14 protein-coding genes are annotated in these 19889 nt (G+C 37.7%); 12 read left to right on the forward strand and 2 right to left on the reverse strand.

Annotation, left to right across the window (positions count from 1 at the left end; translation table 11 throughout):
* Nucleotides 1-23 precede the first annotated feature (23 nt).
* Entirely contained in the window at nt 24-1811 is a 1788-nt protein-coding gene (locus tag YQ22_RS04960; protein ID WP_071340295.1) for a hypothetical protein, read from the forward strand.
* Nucleotides 1812-1967: 156 nt separating this feature from the next.
* Here YQ22_RS04960 and YQ22_RS04965 read toward each other — a convergent pair whose 3' ends face one another.
* Nucleotides 1968-2315, reverse strand: coding sequence for a helix-turn-helix domain-containing protein (locus tag YQ22_RS04965; RefSeq protein WP_071340296.1), 348 nt, complete (start codon nt 2313-2315; stop codon nt 1968-1970).
* A 116-nt stretch (nt 2316-2431) separates the two neighbouring features.
* Between YQ22_RS04965 and YQ22_RS04970 the strand changes: the two genes are divergently transcribed.
* Entirely contained in the window at nt 2432-3724 is a 1293-nt protein-coding gene (locus YQ22_RS04970) for a hypothetical protein (RefSeq protein ID WP_071340297.1), read from the forward strand.
* Nucleotides 3725-3844: 120 nt separating this feature from the next.
* Here the strand turns inward: YQ22_RS04970 and YQ22_RS04975 are convergent, their stop codons facing one another.
* Entirely contained in the window at nt 3845-4714 is an 870-nt protein-coding gene (locus YQ22_RS04975) for a helix-turn-helix domain-containing protein (protein WP_071340298.1), read from the reverse strand.
* Between the two features lie 203 nt (nt 4715-4917).
* Between YQ22_RS04975 and pcaH the strand changes: the two genes are divergently transcribed.
* From pcaH to YQ22_RS05025, 10 genes are all read left to right on the forward strand, one after another.
* Nucleotides 4918-5625 (forward strand): protocatechuate 3,4-dioxygenase subunit beta, encoded by a 708-nt coding sequence (gene pcaH, locus YQ22_RS04980; protein WP_071340299.1) that lies wholly within the window; start codon nt 4918-4920, stop codon nt 5623-5625.
* Between the two features lie 6 nt (nt 5626-5631).
* Nucleotides 5632-6174 carry a protocatechuate 3,4-dioxygenase subunit alpha gene (locus YQ22_RS04985; protein ID WP_071340300.1) on the forward strand — a complete coding sequence of 181 codons (543 nt, stop codon included), beginning with the start codon at nt 5632-5634 and terminating at the stop codon, nt 6172-6174.
* Between the two features lie 13 nt (nt 6175-6187).
* The gene (gene pcaB, locus YQ22_RS04990; protein ID WP_071340301.1) at nt 6188-7498 is read left to right on the forward strand and encodes a 3-carboxy-cis,cis-muconate cycloisomerase; all 1311 of its coding nucleotides are present in this window, start codon (nt 6188-6190) and stop codon (nt 7496-7498) included.
* Between the two features lie 4 nt (nt 7499-7502).
* Nucleotides 7503-8633, forward strand: a complete 1131-nt coding sequence (gene pcaDC / locus YQ22_RS19310; RefSeq protein WP_071340302.1) for a bifunctional 3-oxoadipate enol-lactonase/4-carboxymuconolactone decarboxylase PcaDC — start codon at nt 7503-7505, stop codon at nt 8631-8633.
* A gap of 4 nt (nt 8634-8637) precedes the next feature.
* Complete coding sequence (locus tag YQ22_RS05000; protein WP_198033517.1) at nt 8638-9831, forward strand: 4-hydroxybenzoate 3-monooxygenase; 1194 nt, start codon at nt 8638-8640, stop codon at nt 9829-9831.
* Between the two features lie 6 nt (nt 9832-9837).
* The gene (locus YQ22_RS18895) at nt 9838-11184 is read left to right on the forward strand and encodes a 3-oxoacid CoA-transferase (RefSeq protein ID WP_083414192.1); all 1347 of its coding nucleotides are present in this window, start codon (nt 9838-9840) and stop codon (nt 11182-11184) included.
* A 4-nt stretch (nt 11185-11188) separates the two neighbouring features.
* Entirely contained in the window at nt 11189-12406 is a 1218-nt protein-coding gene (gene pcaF, locus YQ22_RS05010) for a 3-oxoadipyl-CoA thiolase (RefSeq protein ID WP_071340303.1), read from the forward strand.
* A 234-nt stretch (nt 12407-12640) separates the two neighbouring features.
* Complete coding sequence (locus YQ22_RS05015; RefSeq protein WP_071340304.1) at nt 12641-14260, forward strand: carboxylesterase/lipase family protein; 1620 nt, start codon at nt 12641-12643, stop codon at nt 14258-14260.
* Between the two features lie 4 nt (nt 14261-14264).
* Nucleotides 14265-16562: a glycoside hydrolase family 3 protein gene (locus YQ22_RS05020; RefSeq protein WP_071340305.1), complete on the forward strand. Its 2298-nt coding sequence runs from the start codon at nt 14265-14267 to the stop codon at nt 16560-16562.
* A 536-nt stretch (nt 16563-17098) separates the two neighbouring features.
* A complete protein-coding gene (locus YQ22_RS05025) occupies nt 17099-19855 on the forward strand; it encodes a helix-turn-helix and ligand-binding sensor domain-containing protein (protein WP_071340306.1) in 2757 nt (918 codons plus the stop codon).
* The last annotated feature ends 34 nt before the right edge of the window (nt 19856-19889 follow it).

The following is a 19889-nucleotide window of genomic DNA, read 5'->3' on the forward strand; positions in this document are numbered from 1 at the left end:
TAACCATCAAGCTCAAAATAAATATGAGAAAGACATCATCATCACATTGGAAAAACCTGAAAGACCTTCAAGGTCTTTTATTCTTTGCTCAAACCATTGATGAAATGTTATTTGAATATACTCTTGACTCGTACAAACCTATGGCTCTCAATTGTAGACTTCTATGTATTGAGTGTCTAAATACAATTGATGAAGTTAGGAATGGATATATGCCAAAAAAGAATTTACAATCTGTTCTAGAGGAGCTAAAATGGAGTTTGGATAAAGATATAGCTGCAAAGGATATATTAGGTAAGAAATTTGAATTTTATACTAGTAAAATAAAGCCTAACGAAATAAAACTGGATGCTCTTGAAAATATTATTAAGTTCATTTATAATCATTTCAGTAGTCGTAAATATTTGGAGCAACTTAAGTTAACTTTGACTAGACTTGTTAAAGATGGAAATGAAAAGGATAAAATTAGAAACTTAACTAGTTCATATCTGACTGAATTAATCAACTATGGCTATCATCCTAATCATATTGATTATCAAAATTTTCATTTCTTTTTTGATTCAACTAAAGTTGGAGAGATTTCAAAAACTGAACAACTGAATGATTTTTTTGATTTATTCAATTTTGAACCGAGCGAATATATAGTAGTTTTTATCGGAAGTATTTTATTCAGGGAATTCAAAGCTACTTTGAATGAACACGATATTGTAGTTACAAAAACATACAATTGTTTTTCAAAAATCCCTCAAGACCTTGCATTTAAAAACAGTAGAAAAGATAATGAATCTTTTATCATTTGTTCGAATGTAAAAGGATTGGACCATCATTCTGCAAGAGAAAACATCGAGAAATTTTTAGGTCAAGCAACTAATCTTTTTAACTTCTTTCATCATAAGGAAAAACCTAAAATCAATGACATTAGCGTGGTATCAAGGAAAAGTGATAACTATGTTGTAATAATAGATAAACCAATTAAATCTATTCTAAAAACAAAATATGATGAATATCCTAACATAGCTGCCACTTCGGTTGAAAAAGTACTTTCTGAATTTAAATTGAATGGAGAATCAACATATAGATTCTCAAGAAGTATAGATTTACATAGTGCTGCACTTACAGCAACAGCTACTGAAAATCAAATGTTAGATTTATGGGCAGCTCTTGAAACCTTAATTCCAAAATCCTCTGAATCTAATAAAGACAGAATAGTTCAGATTTGCGATAAACTAATACCTTTTTTACAGCTTAATTATATTGAAAAACAATTTGTGGAATTAAATGAGGATTTAAAAAGTTGGGATTCAGTTTATATTGATAAAGCCATAAAAAAAGCAAAAGGTTATGACTCTTCAAATGAAATTGTTTCAATAGCTGCTTTTACGACTCTTGATGAAAATAAATCTCTCCGTCTAGATTTATACAATGAATTAGAGGATTTTCCTCTCTTAAAAAACAGAATATTTAGCGTACATAAAATGTTTAATTGTCCTAAGAATATAAAAAAGGTTCTGGACAGGCATTACACCAAAATTAGTTGGCACTTAAGAAGAATTTACAGAACTAGAAGTTTAATAATACATTCCGGCTCATATCCGACTTACACTCAAATTTTAATTGAACACCTTCATAACTATCTGGACATATTCATTAGAAAATTGATGGAATTTGGAACGGAAGAAAGAATATCTACAATTGAACAAGCAATTTTGGAAATTTCAACAATTGTGGATTACCATAACGATTTATTGGATAAACATAAAGATGAAGAATTAACATTAGATAATTTTAAGGAATCTTTATTAGGTATGGAATAAATCCAGCAGATAACATGCGTATAAAAAATAGGCTAAATAATAGTAAAGTCAAGAGTTTTGGTTCGTATCAAATTTTATATTTATCCTAAAGCTTAGGACTTGGTAAACGTCTACGTTCCATACACAATACCGATAAAAACAACCACCAACCAAAAATCATCCCTTCCTAAACTCCCCAGGTGCTACGCCCACCCGCTTTTTAAACAAGCGGCTAAAATAGGCAGGGTCGTTAAAATTTAAGAAGTAGGCTACTTCGGCTATGGAGTATGAGGTATTCAAAAGGTATTTTTTAGCCTCGTTCATCGTAAAATCTTGTACCACGTTAAGGGCAGATTTTCCGGTTACGGTATGGCAAACACGGTTGAGGTGGGTTTGGGTAATCCCTAGGGTATCGGCAAATTTCTTTATGCTCAGCAGGTGCTGTGCATGTTGTGGTATCAATTCTTGAAATTGCTGATAATCCTTGATTTTCCATTTGCAAAATAAAGCCCCTTCTATTTCCATAACCGGTAACACGCAAAAGCGGATAAGAATTTTAGTTTTAAAGAACAATATGTAATAAATTTCATTGCAGTTTGTAACATTTTCATCGTAGCATACTCTTTAACAAAAGCAAAAAAATGAAGAACATATACACTTTTATTTTTACGGTTTTAGGGGTCATAGGGTTTTCCCAAACCAAAAGTGATTACTTGCAAAAAAACCGATTTGATCTAACAAAAACCGAGTTTGAATTTCCGCAAAAAGATTTTCAGCTCATTGGCTTTGGAGCCTATCACGGTAGCCAAAAAACCGAAACCACAGAAATTGCACTCATAGAATCCTTAACCAAAGATGGTACCATAAAATACTATCTGCCAGAAACAGATTTCAGCATTGCCCACTACTTTAACCAGTATCTTAAAACCGGAGATACCATTTTATTAAAAGAATTGGTAGTGCATTATGGAAATAGAATACCACAGGATAAAAGCATTGCTACCTATACTAAATGGAAAAAACTTAAAACTCTAAATGATAATTTACCTGCAAAGAATAAACTTAAGGTTGTAGGTGTTGATCTTTTAGTAAGCTATAAATTTACCGCTAAGCATTTATTGGAATTGTTAGACCAGAAAATGCACACAAGGGCATCAGTACTGGCATTAGCTAAAATGACTGCAAACGATACTGTTAATTTTTTTCCATTTACGGCAACGTTTTCAAAGAAAGTTTTAGAAAATTTAGTTCAAGATTATGAAGACAACCGAAATGAATTTGAAAATAGTATTGCAGACAAATTTAGTTTTGAGCACATCATAAAAAACCTAAAAGAAACTTTTGTAGACTTTGACAATTCTACGAAGAGAGAAAGGCTAATGTTTGAAAACTACGTAGCATTAAGTACCTACTACCAATTTGATAAAAAACCACAGTTTGCCCGATTTGGCTTTTTTCATATAGAAAAACAATGGGAAGGAAAAAACCCTTCTTTTTTTGTTCAATTAATTGAAAATGGAATTATTGGGAGAGATAGACTACTATCGGTCATTGGTTATCTAACAGAAAGCATGGTACCTTGGGGAAGGGTTTTAGACGATAATGGAAATTATAAAGAATATAACACGGAGGGGGGCTATGGAATTGGCGACTATGAAAAAGAGTATTTTCTTGGAATTGACAAACTAAAGGAAAGCAAAATCTCAGACATTACGCTATTTCGTTTAAACCAACCCCAAACACCGTATGCTGACGGAATTCCAGATTTAATGGAAATCGTTATGACGGATGAGAAATCAAATGGAGACTTAGTTAAAGGAAAATCCACGACCGAATATTTAGACTATGCTGTTTTGATTTCTAATTCAAAAGCAAGTGTTCCAATTGAAGAAATGGATAAAAAAGCGTTGCCTAACAATGTAAATTATAAATAAGCTTAACGAAAAAACATAAAGGTATTCCCCGTATCAAACTTTGTACTTAACTTAAAGTTCAGTGCTTGTTAACGTCTAATTTTTATATGCGAAAACGTAAAAAAAACCACCAACCAAAAATCATCCCTTCCTAAACTCGCCAGGTGCTACGCCCACCCGCTTTTTAAACAAGCGGCTAAAATAGGCAGGGTCGTTAAAATTTAAAAAGTAAGCTACTTCGGCAATGGAGTATGAGGTGTTAAGCAGGTATTTTTTAGCCTCGTTCATGGTAAAATCTTGTACCACTTTAAGGGCAGATTTTCCGGTTACGGTATGGCAAACACGGTTGAGGTGGGTTTGGGTAATCCCCAAGGCATCGGCAAATTTCTTTATGCTCAGCAGATTTTGTGCATGTAGTCGTATCAATTCTTGAAATTGCTGATAATACGCCAAGTTTTTATTATTAGAAAGTAAGGCATCTGCCGTATTCCTGAATTTTTCACGAAAAAGCGCTAGGTACACCAATTCAAAATACCTTCTTAAAGCTAAAAGTTTTTCTGGAGCATCTTCAAAAATTTCGTTTTGTATTTTGTCTTTAAGGTACCGCACATCAGAAAAAGTAGTGGTGTTCCCTAAAAATGAAAAACAGTTCAATTGGTTACTCTGCTTTTTTATACTGGCTTTATCCTGTAAAAGTGTGTCATAAAAAGATACGGAGAGGGTAATGACCTCCCCAATAATAGAAGGCTCAAAATGAAACCCATGTAATACGTTGGCAGGTACCGTAACCACGCAGGGGGCAGCAAGTTCAATACGGTTACCTTCAGAAAGTAAAAAACCGCTACCTACTTCTATGACAAACAACTGCACCAAATCTGTATGAATATGCTCGGCAATCTCCCATTCATAAATTTTACTGCGATCCTCTAAGGGTTCAATATGTATAAAGTCGGTCACCAAAGGCTGTTGATGCTCGCCGTACAATCCCTTATAACGTAGTAAATCGTTCATTATGTTTATTTATAACTGATGTTATTATGTTTTAAATATAGTATAAAGTAATGTATTACAGTATTTTAATGAAATATATTGTCTTATTTAAACATTTTAAGGTATTGATAATGTTTATTTTGTCCTACTATTATTTAAAATTGTCCTAAGGGTTAAAAGTTACTTGTACTAGCTTTGGAAGACAGTAGTTTAATACATTGAACATGAGCATTACAACGGACTCCAAATTTGATATCGAAGTACAACCGCCCTATTTAGACGAAGCTTATAAATCGACTATTTTAAGAGCGCCATTGCAACCCTTGGTCGTCCCTAAAAAGAAAGACATTACCTTATCAGGTCCGCTTTTTAAAGATTTTAAATTAGGGGCTTTAGACCATGATCTTACCAAGAATTCTGTAAAAGATGGAGAACCTATTGGCGAGCGTATTGTGGTGCATGGCAAAGTCACCAATGAACATGGGCACCCCTTACCACATACGTTAATTGAGTTGTGGCAGGCAAATTCTGCTGGACGCTATGTACATAAGGTTGATCAACATGACGCACCCTTGGACCCTAATTTTTTAGGTACGGGACGTTGTATGACAGATGCACATGGCTATTATAAATTCTACACCATAAAACCGGGTGCTTACCCTTGGGGAAACCACCCCAATGCATGGCGACCGAATCATATACATTTTTCGTTGTTCGGGGGTGATATTGCCAGTAGGTTGATTACCCAAATGTACTTTCCTGGCGATCCGCTCTTTGAGCATGACCCTATTTTTAAGGCTGTTCCCCCAAAAGGCAGGGAGCTGTTAGTATCAGCTTTTGACCTTTCGGTTACCGAGGCCAATTTTGCACTGGGCTATCGGTTCGATATTGTTTTACGCGGAAAAAATGCAACCCCATTTGAAAATTTGTAAACAAGTATGAAGACATCAGCAGTTAAAAAACAGACTCCTTCACAAACTATAGGGCCTTATTTTGCCTACGGGTTAACGCCACAACAGTATGGCTATGATTTTGATAGTTGGGTAGACCATGATATGGTAAAAGGGTTGGATAATGTGGAAACCATTACCATAACGGGTACCGTTTACGATGGTAATGCACAGCCCGTAGATGATGCGATGATAGAACTTTGGCAGGATGACGGAGTGCATAAATTGTTTGGACGTTACGGCTCGGGTACGGATGAAGGAAATACATTTACCTTTAAGACAATAAAACCAAAATCGGTTAATGGTCAGGCACCATTTATTCATGTAATACTATTTATGCGTGGTCAATTATTGCATTCATATACACGTATTTATTTTGCCGATGAACAGCAACTTAATGAAACGGATGCTAATTTAAATGCTGTTGATACCGATAGAAAGCACACGTTGATCGCGGAGAAGAAAGGCGATTCTTATGTATTCAATATTCACATGCAGGGCCCCAATGAAACCGTTTTTTTTGAAATTTAATACATAGCAGTACATGTCGCTCTACACTGAGACTTTTTACGCCAATGAACTCACTGAACTTTTTTCCGATCGCGAGTCCGTCACCAAACTTTTAAACGTAGAAGCTGCCTTGGCACAGGCACAAGCTGAGGTAGGGTTGATCCCATCAACGGCATCAAAAATAATATCAGAATGTTGTGTGGTAGATGCTATTGACATTAATGCTTTAAAATCTGATATTGTTTTGGGAGGTAATGTTGCCATTCCTTTAGTAAAGCAATTAACAAAGGCCATTAAAAATCGTGATTTTGAAGCTTCTAAATATGTGCATTTAGGAGCTACCAGTCAAGATATAATAGACACTGCAACAATACTAACGATTAAGGAATACGTTGTTTGGTTAGAGGGCAAATTAGAAGTTTTACAGCATGCATTGGTACAACTCACCAAAGACCATGTGCACACGATTATGATGGGTCGAACCTTGTTGCAGCAAGCAAAACCCATGACGTTCGGTATGAAATCTGCCGGATGGCTAGAAGGTATTTCGCGCACTGGAACACGATTGAACGAACTAAAAAGTCGTTTGTTTTATATTCAGTTGGGTGGCGCCGTAGGCAGCGGTAATGCTAATATCACAACAGAGGTTCAAATGGCCTTCGCGAAAAACCTAGACTTGAATGCATCTTTTCCATGGCAGTCACAGCGAGATTCCTTAGCAGAATTTGCTTCTGTTTTAGGAGTTCTGTCAGGTTCTTTGGGTAAAATAGCAAAGGATATTTCCTTACTCATGCAAACAGAAGTTGGGGAGGTTTTTGAAGGTGCCGAAGAAGGCAAAGGCGGTTCCAGTACCATGCCACATAAACGCAATCCTGTTGGCTGCGCACTTATTTTAAGCAACGCCACCCGCACACCCGGTTTAGTGGCTACCATGCTTACCGCTATGCCCCAAGAACATGAACGTTCTGCCGGACTCTGGCATGCGGAATGGGAAACATTAACGCAGCTCATGAATTTAACTGGCGGTTCTTTAGAAAAGTCAGTCGATTTAATAACGAATCTAGAAGTTAATAAAGACCGGATGCTCCAGAATATAGAGATTACGAACGGACTCATTTATGCCGAAAAGGTGTCATTGTATCTATCAAAATCCTTAGGAAAAATGCAAGCGCACGAATCGGTAAAGAAGGCGTGTACCTTGGCTTTGCAACAACAAAAGCATTTAAAAGAGGTAGTGCAAGAAATGCACCCACAAATAGAATCTATAGAAGATTTGTTCAAACCTGATAATGCCATAGGCAATAGTGTGGTCTGGACAGAAAACATATTAAAAAAGTATTCATAAGGTTATGAAAACAAACTATAAATTACAGGGAACACCCAACAGTCCCGTACTGATGTTCTCTAATTCTTTAGGGGCAGATTTAACCATGTGGGATGAATTGGTGCCGTATTTACTACCTTATTTTAGGGTTTTACAATATGATACAAGGGGGCATGGGCAAAGCGAACTTACGGATGGACCCTACACAATAGAACAATTGGGCCACGATGTAATTGACCTCTTGGATACATTAAAAATAGATAAAGTGTATTTCTGCGGCTTGTCCATGGGTGGGTTGATCGGTCAGTACTTGGGCATCAACCATCCAGACCGTTTGTACAAACTCATTATCAGTAATACAGATGCTAAGATTGGTACTGTAGAACGATGGAACGACCGTATTGAAACCATCAATGAACAAGGCATGCAAGCTATCGTAGATGCCACAATGGAAAAATGGTTTACCGAAAGCTATCACCAAACGCATCCATCCCGCGTAGCGGAAATGAAAAAAATATTCTTGGCGAACAGACCAGAAGGATATACCGCCTGTTGTGCTGCAATAGGTAATGCCGATTTTAGGGCGGATATTAAACAAATTCAGCTAGAGACTTTAATCATTACAGGTGATGAAGATGCCGTTACCAATGTGGTCCAAGCCGAAATCATGCAAAAAGAAATAGCAGGTGCTGAGCTAAAAGTATTTCATGCCAGACATTTGCCAAGCACCGAATTACCATCATATTACGCTGAAACGCTTATCAATTTTATAGTCGGCGAAGATACTTTTGATAGAGGTATGCATGTACGTAGAACGGTTTTAGGTGATGCCCACGTGGATAGGGCCAACGGAAACAAGAATGAATTCAACACCGATTTTCAAGAATTTATTTCGCACTATGCATGGGGAGAAATTTGGACCCGACCAGGTTTGCCTAAACACAGTAGAAGCCTTATAACCCTTGCCATGTTGATACCGCTCAATAAGAAAGCGGAGTTTAAAATGCATGTAAAAGCGGCATTCAACAATGGTGTAACCAAAGATGAAATAAAAGAAGTGATTCTACAATCAGGAATTTATTGTGGTTTACCCGCAGCCAACGATGCCATGCATTCGGCAGAAGAAGTATTTACAGATTTAGGAATAGAATACTAACCGGATGATACATATTAAAACACAAGTAGGAATAATAGGTGCCGGACCTTCGGGGATAGTCTTGGCAAATTGGTTGAAAAAACACGATATAGATGCCGTAGTCATAGAACTACGCTCACGGGAATATGTTGAAGGTAGGGTTCGTGCCGGTTTGGTAGAACAGAACACCAAAGATATTTTGAAGGAATTGGGGCTTGATGCCCGAATGAAAAAAGAAGGCATTGTTCATGATGGCGTATACCTTAGTTTTGATGAGGAACGTGTTCATATACCATTTGGCGAATTGACCGGCGGCAGAACCATAACTATTTACGGTCAGCAGGAAATTACCAAAGACCTTACGGATGCTTGGTTGCAAAAGGGCGGAGAACTGCACTTTGAAACCAGGGCGACAAAAATAGTAGATTTTGATACGAAGCGTCCTAAAATACATTTTGAAAAAGACGGCGAAGAAGGAATTCTGGAATGCGATTTTGTGGCGGCCTGTGACGGTTTTCATGGCATTGGACGTAAGACCTTGCCAAAGAAAAGTTTCCAGTCCTATGATATTACCTATCCGTTCAGCTGGTTGGGAATATTGGCAAATGTAGCGCCTTCAACAGATGAATTAATATATGCATATCAGGAGAATGGTTTTGCATTACATAGTTTACGTTCAGAGACCGTAAGTAGATTATATGTTCAGGTAGACAATGATGAATCGGTAGATAATTGGTCTGATGATAGAATTTGGAGTGAATTATCTAAGCGATTAGCTACACCTAGTTGGGAGCTTAAAAAGGGTCCTATTTTTGAAAAAGGAATAACGCCTATGCGCAGCCATATGATTGATAGTTTACGAAGTGGCAGATTATTATTGGCTGGCGATGCTGCACATATAGTTCCACCAACAGGGGGTAAAGGAATGAACTTGGCCATTGCCGATGTAAAACATATGGTTGACGCCTTTGTGGCCTATTATAAAACGAATTCTGAAACGTTACTGGACACTTATACCAATGATGCCCTTCGTAGAATATGGAGAGCGCAGGATTTTTCGAATTTCATGACTAAATTATTTCACAAACAAGACGCTCATGGGTCATTTACCTATCGCTTACAAAAAGCAAAATTTGATTATCTAAAAGTATCTAGAGCATATAAAACCACCATAGCAGAGAACTATGTAGGGCTACCGTTTGAATCGTTTAAAAATTAAATCCCAATGAAAACAGTTCCAATAATAAGTGCTGAAAAAGCAGCAAGTTTAGTAAAAGATGGCGACATCATTTTAGGGGGTGGCTTTGGTATGACAGGTAACCCCGTGAATATCATTCATGAGTTGGCAAAGACCAAGACCAAAGACCTCACCTTTATCGCCAACAATGTAGGCGAACCTAATATGGGCGGTGGTCGCTTGTTGAACAATGGACAATTAAAGAAAATGATCGGCTCTTTTTTCACTTCGAATAGAGAAGCCGTTTTAGCGGCACAAGAAGGCCGTGTGGAATATGAATTATTGCCTCAAGGTACATTAGCAGAAGCTATTAGAGCCGGAGGTGCAGGTATTGGGGGATTTTATACGCCCACATCGGCAGGAACCTTAATCGCTGAAGGACGAGAAACTAAAATGCTTAATGGAAAAGAGCAAGTTTTTATAGAAGGTATTCGAGGAAATGTAGCTATCATAAGAGCTTGGAAAGCAGATACGGCAGGAAATCTGCAATACCGCATGACGGAACAAAATTTCAATAGAGCTATGGCAACAGCTGCTGATATTGTAATTGCCGAAGTTCAAGAAATTGTTCCTAATGGAGAAATTGACCCTAATGAGATTCATACTCCAGGTTGTTTTGTAGACTATTTGGTGGAGCGAAAACTAACAGAAGAAGATTTGGGTTCTTCAGCATCGGTAGGTTCGTCAAAAGTAATTGATGAAAAACGGATGAATATGGCCAAACGTGCGTTTGCGGAATTGGAAAAAGGCGATGTGGTGAATCTTGGAATTGGCATCCCAACTTTAGTAGCCGATTTGATAAAACCAGAAGACGGCATCATTCTTCATACCGAGAACGGAATGCTAGGTGTAGGCCCCGAACCAAAAGATGGTGGCGGCGCTATGTATTATCCTGTAAATGCAGGTAAAGTTCCAGTAACGGCTTTGCCTGGAAGCAGTTATTTTGATAGTGCCGATAGTTTTGCCATGATTCGTGGCGGGCATATTGATGTGGCCATCATGGGCGGATTGGAAGTAGATGCGCAAGGAAATCTGGCCAACTGGTCCGTACCCGGAAAACCTTTGTTAGGTGTAGGCGGTGCGATGGATTTAGCATCGGGCGCCAAAAAATTAATTATTACATTACGTCATACGGATAGAGACGGCGGTTCAAAAGTAGTTGAAAATTGCACGTTACCCATTACGGATTTTAGCTGTGTAGATATGTTGATTACGGAATTGGCCGTGTTCAAATTTATTGACGGGCAGTTGACCCTTATAGAGATTTTACCAGGTAGTACCTTGAAAGAAGTACGTGAAAAAACCGAAGCCAAATTTGTTAAACAATTACAGTAGAAAAATGAAAGAAGCATATATAGTTGACGCGATAAGAACTCCAATAGGAAGTTTTAGAGGTGCTTTGGCACAAGTGAGAGCAGATGATTTGGCAGCAATTCCCATCAAGACCTTACTCGAAAAATATCCGAATCTACCCAAAGATGCGATTGATGATGTTATACTAGGATGCCATAATCAAGCCGGGGAAGACAATAGAAATGTGGCACGTATGGCGCTACTCTTGGCAGGATTACCATATACCGTTCCAGGTGAAACGATCAATAGATTATGCTCATCAGGTATGTCTGCCGTGGTGCAAGCAAATCGTGCTATTAAAGCTGGCGATGGCGATGTATTTATTGCCGGAGGAATGGAACACATGTCTAGAGGACCTTTGGTGATTTCAAAGTCAGCTATAGCGTTTGGTAACGATTCTAAAATGGAAGACTCTAGCTTTGGATGGCGTTTTGTGAATAAAAAGTTACATGAAATGTATGGTACGGATGCCATGGGAATTACCGCAGAGAATCTAGCCGAGATGTTTAGCATAAGCAGGGAAGACCAAGATTTATTCGCGTATAATTCTCAAATGAAAGCTGCAAAAGCACAGCAAAACGGAATTCTAGGGGAAGAGATTTGTCCGGTTGAAATTCCGCAACGAAAAGGAGACCCAATTATCGTGAGTCAAGATGAATTCATAAGACCGAGTACAACGGTAGAAAAATTAGCCACTTTAAGAACCGTCTTCAAAAAAGATGGAACGGTAACCGCAGGTAATGCATCAGGATTAAATGACGGTGCGGCAGCCATGTTAGTTGTTTCAGAAGATGCCTTGAAAAAATACAATCTCACGCCAAAAGCTAGAATAGTAGCTTCAGCTGTAGTGGGTGTAGAACCAAAAATAATGGGTATTGGTCCTGTCTACGCCACTAGAAAAGTCTTGGCAAAAGCAGGTTTAGAATTAAAGGACATGGATGTATTAGAATTCAACGAAGCCTTTTCCGCTCAAGCGCTAGCCTGTACACGAGAGTTAGGTTTAGCAGATGATGACCCAAGAATAAACCCTAACGGCGGAGCGATCGCTATTGGTCACCCTTTAGGAATGTCTGGTACACGAATACTTCAAGCGGCAACGAACGAATTAATTCGATCCGGAGGAAAATATGGTTTGGCTACCATGTGTGTTGGTGTAGGCATGGGGTATGCTACTATTATTGAGAATGTCTCTACAAGTAAGTAAATAAATCAAGAAAACACTCATTTTTTTTTAAGATATCGATATGAAAGTTATTTAAAGTTAGGATTCGTTTGTGTAGCATATGAACGGAAAATATGGTTCTCCCAACCTCAGAAGAAGATAATGCTATCCGTCGTTTAAGGCACTTCTTTTGTCGGTTACAGATTTTAAAACTTTTAAAACAGATCAAAGAATATATTTGGTAATTATATAAACTTAACATTAGTACACAAGAAAATGAAAAAATCGATTACCCATATTATTGTTGTAGGAATGCTACTTGTTGTAAGCCTTCTAACTGCCCAATCAGAAGTCCAGACCGGAAAGAATGTTGCGGTAACCCAGACTAACTCTGGGAAAGTCCGTGGATATATTACCAACGGAATTTTTACATACAAAGGAATTCCTTATGGAACCGCTAAACGTTTTGAAGCGGCACAAAAACCCGATGCTTGGCAAGGGGTAAGAAGTTCAACGATGTACGGGCCAGTAGCTCCTTTAGAAGTGCCAACAACATCGGTTCGAGACGAATCCGAATTTGTTTTTGACCATGACTGGGGCTTTCCAAATGAAGATTGTTTGAACTTAAATGTGTGGACGCCGAGCATTGATGATGGCAAGAAAAGACCTGTAATGTTTTGGATTCACGGTGGTGGCTTTACGACTGGCTCAAGTCACGAATTGCCTTCTTACGATGGCGAAAATTTAAGTAAGAGAGGCGATGTGGTTGTGGTTTCTATCAATCATCGGTTAAACGTTTTAGGCTTTCTAGATTTATCCGCTTACGGCGAAAAGTATAAGAATTCAGCCAACAATAGTATTTCAGATTTAGTGCTATCCTTAGAATGGGTAAAAGACAATATATCCAACTTTGGCGGCGACCCAAATAACGTCACTATTTTTGGCCAATCTGGCGGTGGCGCTAAAGTAAACACACTTATGGCTATGCCAAAAGCGAAAGGTTTATTTCACAAAGCGGTTAATCAAAGTGGTTCTTTTAGAACGGCTATGTTAGAAAAAGAAGATACTCAAGATATCGCCAAAGAAACCATTTCCATTTTAGGATTGGATGAGAATACCATTGATAGTATTCAAAACATTCGTTTTGAAGATTTAGTTGCAGCAAGTGGAAAAGCCTTAAAAAAAGTTGCAGAGAAAATGAAAGCTGCCGGAAAACCGGTTATTGGTTTTGGTCTGAATTGGGGACCTAGCAGAGATGGTGTCGATTTGCCGTATCAATTAGGTTCGGATGAAGCTCTTGCGCTATCAAAAGATATTCCGCTTCTTCTCGGTACAGCTAAAAATGAATTTGCACCTTTTATGAATATGCGATTTATGGGTGCTTCGGATGAAGCTATTATGGAGCATATAAAAACACAGTACAAAGACAAGGCAGATGACTATGTTAAAGCGGTTCGGAAGGCATACCCTGATGATACTGCTGCTAAAGATTTATTGGATGTAGATACCATGTTCAGACCAGGTGCGGTTGCGGAAGCGAATGCAAAGTCTGCGCTGAAAGACGGCGCTCCGGTTTATATGTATTTATTTACATGGCAGTCTCCTGTTTTTGATGGAAAATACAAAGCATTGCATTGTATGGAGCTTCCTTTTATGTTTGATAATATCGCATTAGGAAATCAAATGACGGGTGGCGGACAAGAAGCACATACTTTAGCTGCAAAGATGAGCCAATCATGGATTAATTTTGCCAAAACAGGAAACCCTAATCATGCAGATTTGCCAGAGTGGCCAGCATATAATGTTTCTAACACGGCAACTATGCATTTTGACAATACCTGCCAAGTACAACCACAATTAGATAAAGAATTATTCGCAATCGTAAAAAGAAATTAAACAAATGAAAATCAAAAGAACAAAACTGGCATTTACAATAGCAATCGTTAGTGCCATGGCGCTAAGCAGTTGTGGAGAAAAATATACTTCAGAAGTTAAGGACGGAATAACAGTTGTTAGTAATCAAGAAGGCGCAACCTTAGGTCATTCAGCAGATTCTGGTGTCAAGATTATTGCCCAAGACCGTTATGCTTTTAAGGACCTTAATAAAAATGGAACCTTAGATGCATATGAAGATTGGCGTTTACCCGTAAATGAACGTGCTCAAGATTTAGCAAAACAAATGAGCCTTGAAGATATTGCTGGTTTGATGTTATACAGCTCGCACCAATCTTTACCGGGAAGAAGCCGTGGTTTTGGTTCATCAACTTACGGCGGAAAATCGTTTACAGAAAGTGGTGCGGTTGCCAGCGACCTATCGGATGAGCAGAAGAAATTTTTGACCGATGACCATCTACGCCACGTATTGATTACTTCGGTAGCGTCTCCTGCTGTTTCCGCCCAATGGAACAATAATGCCCAAGCTTTTGCAGAAGGTCTTTATTTGGGAATTCCTGTGAATACAAGTTCAGATCCACGACACGGTAGTGATTCCTACGCTGAATTTAATGCAGGTGCCGGTGGAGATATTTCCATGTGGCCAGGGACTTTAGGAATTGCAGCAACTTTTGACCCAGCGTTAATGAAGCAATTTGGCGAAATCGCCTCAAAGGAATATAGAGCTTTGGGTATAGCCACAGCATTATCTCCACAAATAGATTTAGCTACAGAACCACGCTGGAGCCGTTTTGATGGCACCATGGGTGAAGATCCTGATTTGGCAACTGATTTGGCAAAAGCTTATGTAGATGGATTTCAGTCTACCGATGGCGGAGATTGGGGCATGCAAAGTGTAAATGCCATGGTAAAACATTGGCCCGGTGGTGGACCTGAAGAAGGAGGTCGTGATGGTCATTTTGGATACGGAGCATATGCCGTTTATCCTGGAAAAAACATAAAAGACCATCTGAAGCCTTTTACCGAAGGTGCATTTAAGTTAGATGGCCCTACAAAAATGGCTTCTGCCGTTATGCCTTATTACACAATTTCTACTGGGGAAGGTGAAAAGGTTGCAAATGGATATAATAAGTATTTGATTACAGAAGTTTTACGTGGCAAGTATGGCTACGAAGGCGTATTATGTACGGATTGGGGCATTACGAGAGATATAACCTCCGTATCAAAATTTGAAGGAAAACCTTTTGGTGTTGAAGGCCTTTCAGTTGCGGAACGTCATTATAAAGCTATAGATGCTGGTATGGACCAATTTGGAGGGAATAATGATATGGCTCCAGTTTTGGAAGCCTATAAAATCGGGGTTGCCGAATTGGGCGAAGATGCCATGCGTGCTCGTTTTGAGGAATCAGCTGTTCGTTTGTTAACCAATATTTTTAGAGTAGGACTTTTTGAGAACCCCTATTTGGATGTTGAAGAAACAAAAACAATTGTAGGCAATAGCGAGTTCATGACAGCTGGTTTTGATGCACAATTAAAATCTATCGTTATGCTCAAGAATAGTAACAAGAGCTTACCGATAAAAACAAAGAAAAAAGTTTATGTTCCTCAGCGATACGTTGCGCCAACTACAAATTGGTGGGGTGTGACCACAGAGCCAAAAACCATAGACGCATTTAATATGGAGGTAGTGGCAAAGTATTTCGATATCGTAAACACTCCGGAAAAAGCAGATTTTGCCCTTGTAGGCATTACAAGTCCTGATGGCGGGGTTGGTTATGATGACGCAGACCTAGAAAAAGGCGGTAACGGGTACATTCCTATTAATTTACAGTATAGCCCGTATACAGCTGATACGGCAAGGGAAGTAAGTTTGGCAGGAGGTAGTCCTTTAGAAGACTTTACCAATAGAAGTTATAAAGGAAAATCAGTAGAGACCATTAATACGACCGATATGCAATTGGTAAACGATACAAAAGCAAAAATGGGAGACAAACCTGTAATTGTATCTGTGAAAGTAGCAAAACCAATGGTATTTTCAGAGATAGAAGGTAGTGCTTCTGCTGTATTGGTTCATATGGGTGTACAAGATCAAGCCTTAATGGAAATCATTACGGGTGCTGCAGAACCTTCTGCTTTATTACCTTTTCAAATGCCTGCTGATATGCTTACTGTAGAAGCTCAGTTTGAAGATGTACCGAGGGATATGCAACCCTATACCGATGCTGACGGAAATGCTTACGATTTCGCTTTTGGGTTGAATTGGAACGGGGTAATCGAAGATGCAAGGGTGCAAAAGTATCGATAAAACTAAATCTTAGGGAGGTCACACATTTTAATAATTTCTTTAAGAGAAAAATACAAATCGGTCACTCTAAATTTTAGAGCTCATACTAAACGATGTGCTAATTTTAGACAAATGAACTATTTCTAAATCTAAAACTGAAATGAAAATTGAATTTAAAAGAATTAAAATAATCTGAACACCAATTTCTTTTTTACCTAAATTGCAATAAGAATTTATTAATAATCAGAAAACTAAAACTGCATACGTTTTTGCATACGATTTTATAATTTAATAGCGGTTGAGCCCAATAAAACCGTTGGGAATTTTCCATACGAGGAGCTCATAACCCGAAGGTCGCTGGTTCGAGTCCAGTCCCCGCTACTAAAACAAAAACCTCTGAGATTTCAGAGGTTTTTTTTATGCAGTGAATTCTCCTAAAGCGTTTTTGTCCAATTTCAAATTATCACCCTTAAACTTTATATTATTTTCATTAAGTTTTATTGAAAGTTGGTTTAACTTACCTTTAATGACTCCTTATTAACATGTTTATCTAAAAGATGAAAACTAGATTACTTCTTATCATCACCTTGTGCATTATTCCTTTGTGGAGTAATGGGCAAAGCCTTTCCCCTCCAATTCAGAATTACAGTAGCTATGAATACAATGCCGCTAGTAAAAATTGGGGACTAACTATTGATGAGAACGGTGAATTATATGTGGCAAACAACATAGGCTTGCTTCACTTTAATGGCGAAACTTGGACACTAAACAAACTGCCCAATAAAACGATAATACGCTCAACTGCATATGTAAATGGAAAAATTTATACCGGCTCTTATGAAGAATTCGGTTTTTGGAAAATGAATCTATACGGTTCATTAGAATACACCTCTTTAACCCATTTAATAAAAGAACACGAATTTACGAACGAGGAGTTCTGGCAAATAATACCTCTTAACAATGCCATCATTTTTCGGTCCTTTTCAACCGTATATATTTACCGAAACAATGAAATAACAGTTTTAGATGCTCCTTTTGTTGTTACAAATATTGCCAAGTATAAAAAGGAGATTATTGTTGCCGGTGAACAACGTAGATTATATCGTATTAAAGACAATACACTTGCTCCCTTGGAATCTCAGGAAATATTGGAAGGAAAAACTATTGTAGATATGGTTTCCTTTGGAGACGATCTACTTATCGGCACCAAACTTAATGGTTGTTACATGCTCAACAATGGTCTAATAGCTCCATTGGACGACTCAATAAACAACGAGTTGAAAGACAACCAACTAAACAAAGTATTGTCTCTCGACAAAAATACAATTGCATTTGGCACTATTAAGAACGGCATCTACACTTATGATGTTAAGCACAATACCTTTCAAAACCTCAACAAAGCACTGGGACTGCAGAACAATACCGTTTTGGCCATGCTGCATAATAAAGAACAATTATGGCTGGGTCTAGATAATGGTATAGATAAAATTCAATTGAAAAATCCTATTACTTATTATACCGACCATTCAGGTGTTTTAGGTACCGTATATGATCTTGTAGACCATGAGGGCGAGCTATATTTGGGCAGTAATACCGGTATTTATCATTTTAAGGATGACCAGTTGCAATTTGTACCAGGATCACAGGGGCATGTTTGGGATTTGGAAATTATAGACGGAGATTTATTCTGTGGTCATAACACAGGTACTTTTATTTTAAAAAATGATAAGCTCAACAAAGTGTCCGACATTTCCGGGGGATATCAAATAGCCAAAATACCTGAAACACAATCTTCTTATATTCAGGGTACATATACCGGTTTAGCAAATTTTAAAAAGGGGGAAAACGGAAATTGGATCACCAGCCGTATTACCGGCATTGACTTTCCCGTAAAGCAATTATGTTTTGAAAACGCTACAACTTTATGGGCGGCACATCCATATAAGGGGCTTTTTAAAATAACCATGAACGGTACGCACACAAAAGTGCTGGCAACAACAGAAATTAAAACTGGTGCCATACCCAACACTTACAATATCAAATTGTACAATATTAAAAACCAAATTATACTATCTAGTGAAGGTAATTGGTTCAAATATGATCCAATAGCTGATATTATATCTGAATTTGAAGAGTTTAAAGATTATGTAAATATGGATCTTGTCAACTATAATTCAACAAGTTATTGGTTTTTTGATAATGATAATCAGAAAAAAATTATTCATACAGACCTTGGTGATAATCAATTTACATTAGATGATGCCCTTCTTAGAAAAAGACTTGCTATAGAAACGGAAACCATAGTAAACTATAATGATTCCATATACTACTTTACCCTTACCGACGGTTTTGGAAAACTTAACTTGAATAAATTTGAAAATGAATTAAAAAATGTAGCATTACCAATACCCAGATTAAGTTCTTTTCAAGATGAAAATGAAACGTATCTATTAAATAATTCAAGTTTTAAAATACCCTTTAACAAATCCAAATCTTTACTTATTAATGTCTCCGCTGGCAGTATTAAACAGTATACCTATTTCTATGAACTTACGGGCACAATTGATCAGTCTAACTATTTAGATCATGGTACAATTCAACTTCAAAACCTACCCTTTGGAGATTACACGCTAAAAGTTCATACCGTTAGTATTGGTAATGAACTATCTGCCCCAAAGATTATTGAATTTGAAATTTTGAGGCCTTGGTATTTTTCCAATTGGAGTTTATTGGGCTATCTACTATTGATTATTGCGGCCATTCTTTTAGTCCGCTGGTACAACAGGCAAAAATTGGCTAAAAAGCATAACCAACTAAAGGTTCAAATGCAACGGGAACAAGATGAACGTTTGGCACAAATAGAGAAAGAAAAATTAGAAAAAGAAATTAAGAGAAAACAGACAGAACTGGCAAGAACCACAATGAGTGTTGCCAAAAAAAACGAATTGATCATAGAGCTAAAAGATATGATTGCATTAAATCAAGAAGCCTTTAGCAACAAACAGCGCTTTAAGTCGCTATCTAAAAAACTTGATAGCTCTTTGGATGAAGACCAAGACTGGAAACATTTTGAAGTAAGTTTTAAAGAACTGCATGAAGATTTTTTTGAAAATCTTTTAAAGAAATATCCAAAATTAACACCCAAGGATTTAAGATTATGTGCTTATCTCAAAATGAATCATACCACAAAAGAGATTGCTCCATTAATGGGTATTTCTGTTCGTGGTGTTGAGATCCATAGATATCGTCTTCGCAAAAAATTGAATATAGACAGCTCGCAAAACCTATCTAATTACCTCATTAAATTTAAATAAAACATCAATTAATGGTTTTTACAACCACCACTCG

This window comes from Maribacter sp. 1_2014MBL_MicDiv, assembly GCF_001865655.1.
Taxonomy (GTDB): domain Bacteria; phylum Bacteroidota; class Bacteroidia; order Flavobacteriales; family Flavobacteriaceae; genus Maribacter; species Maribacter dokdonensis.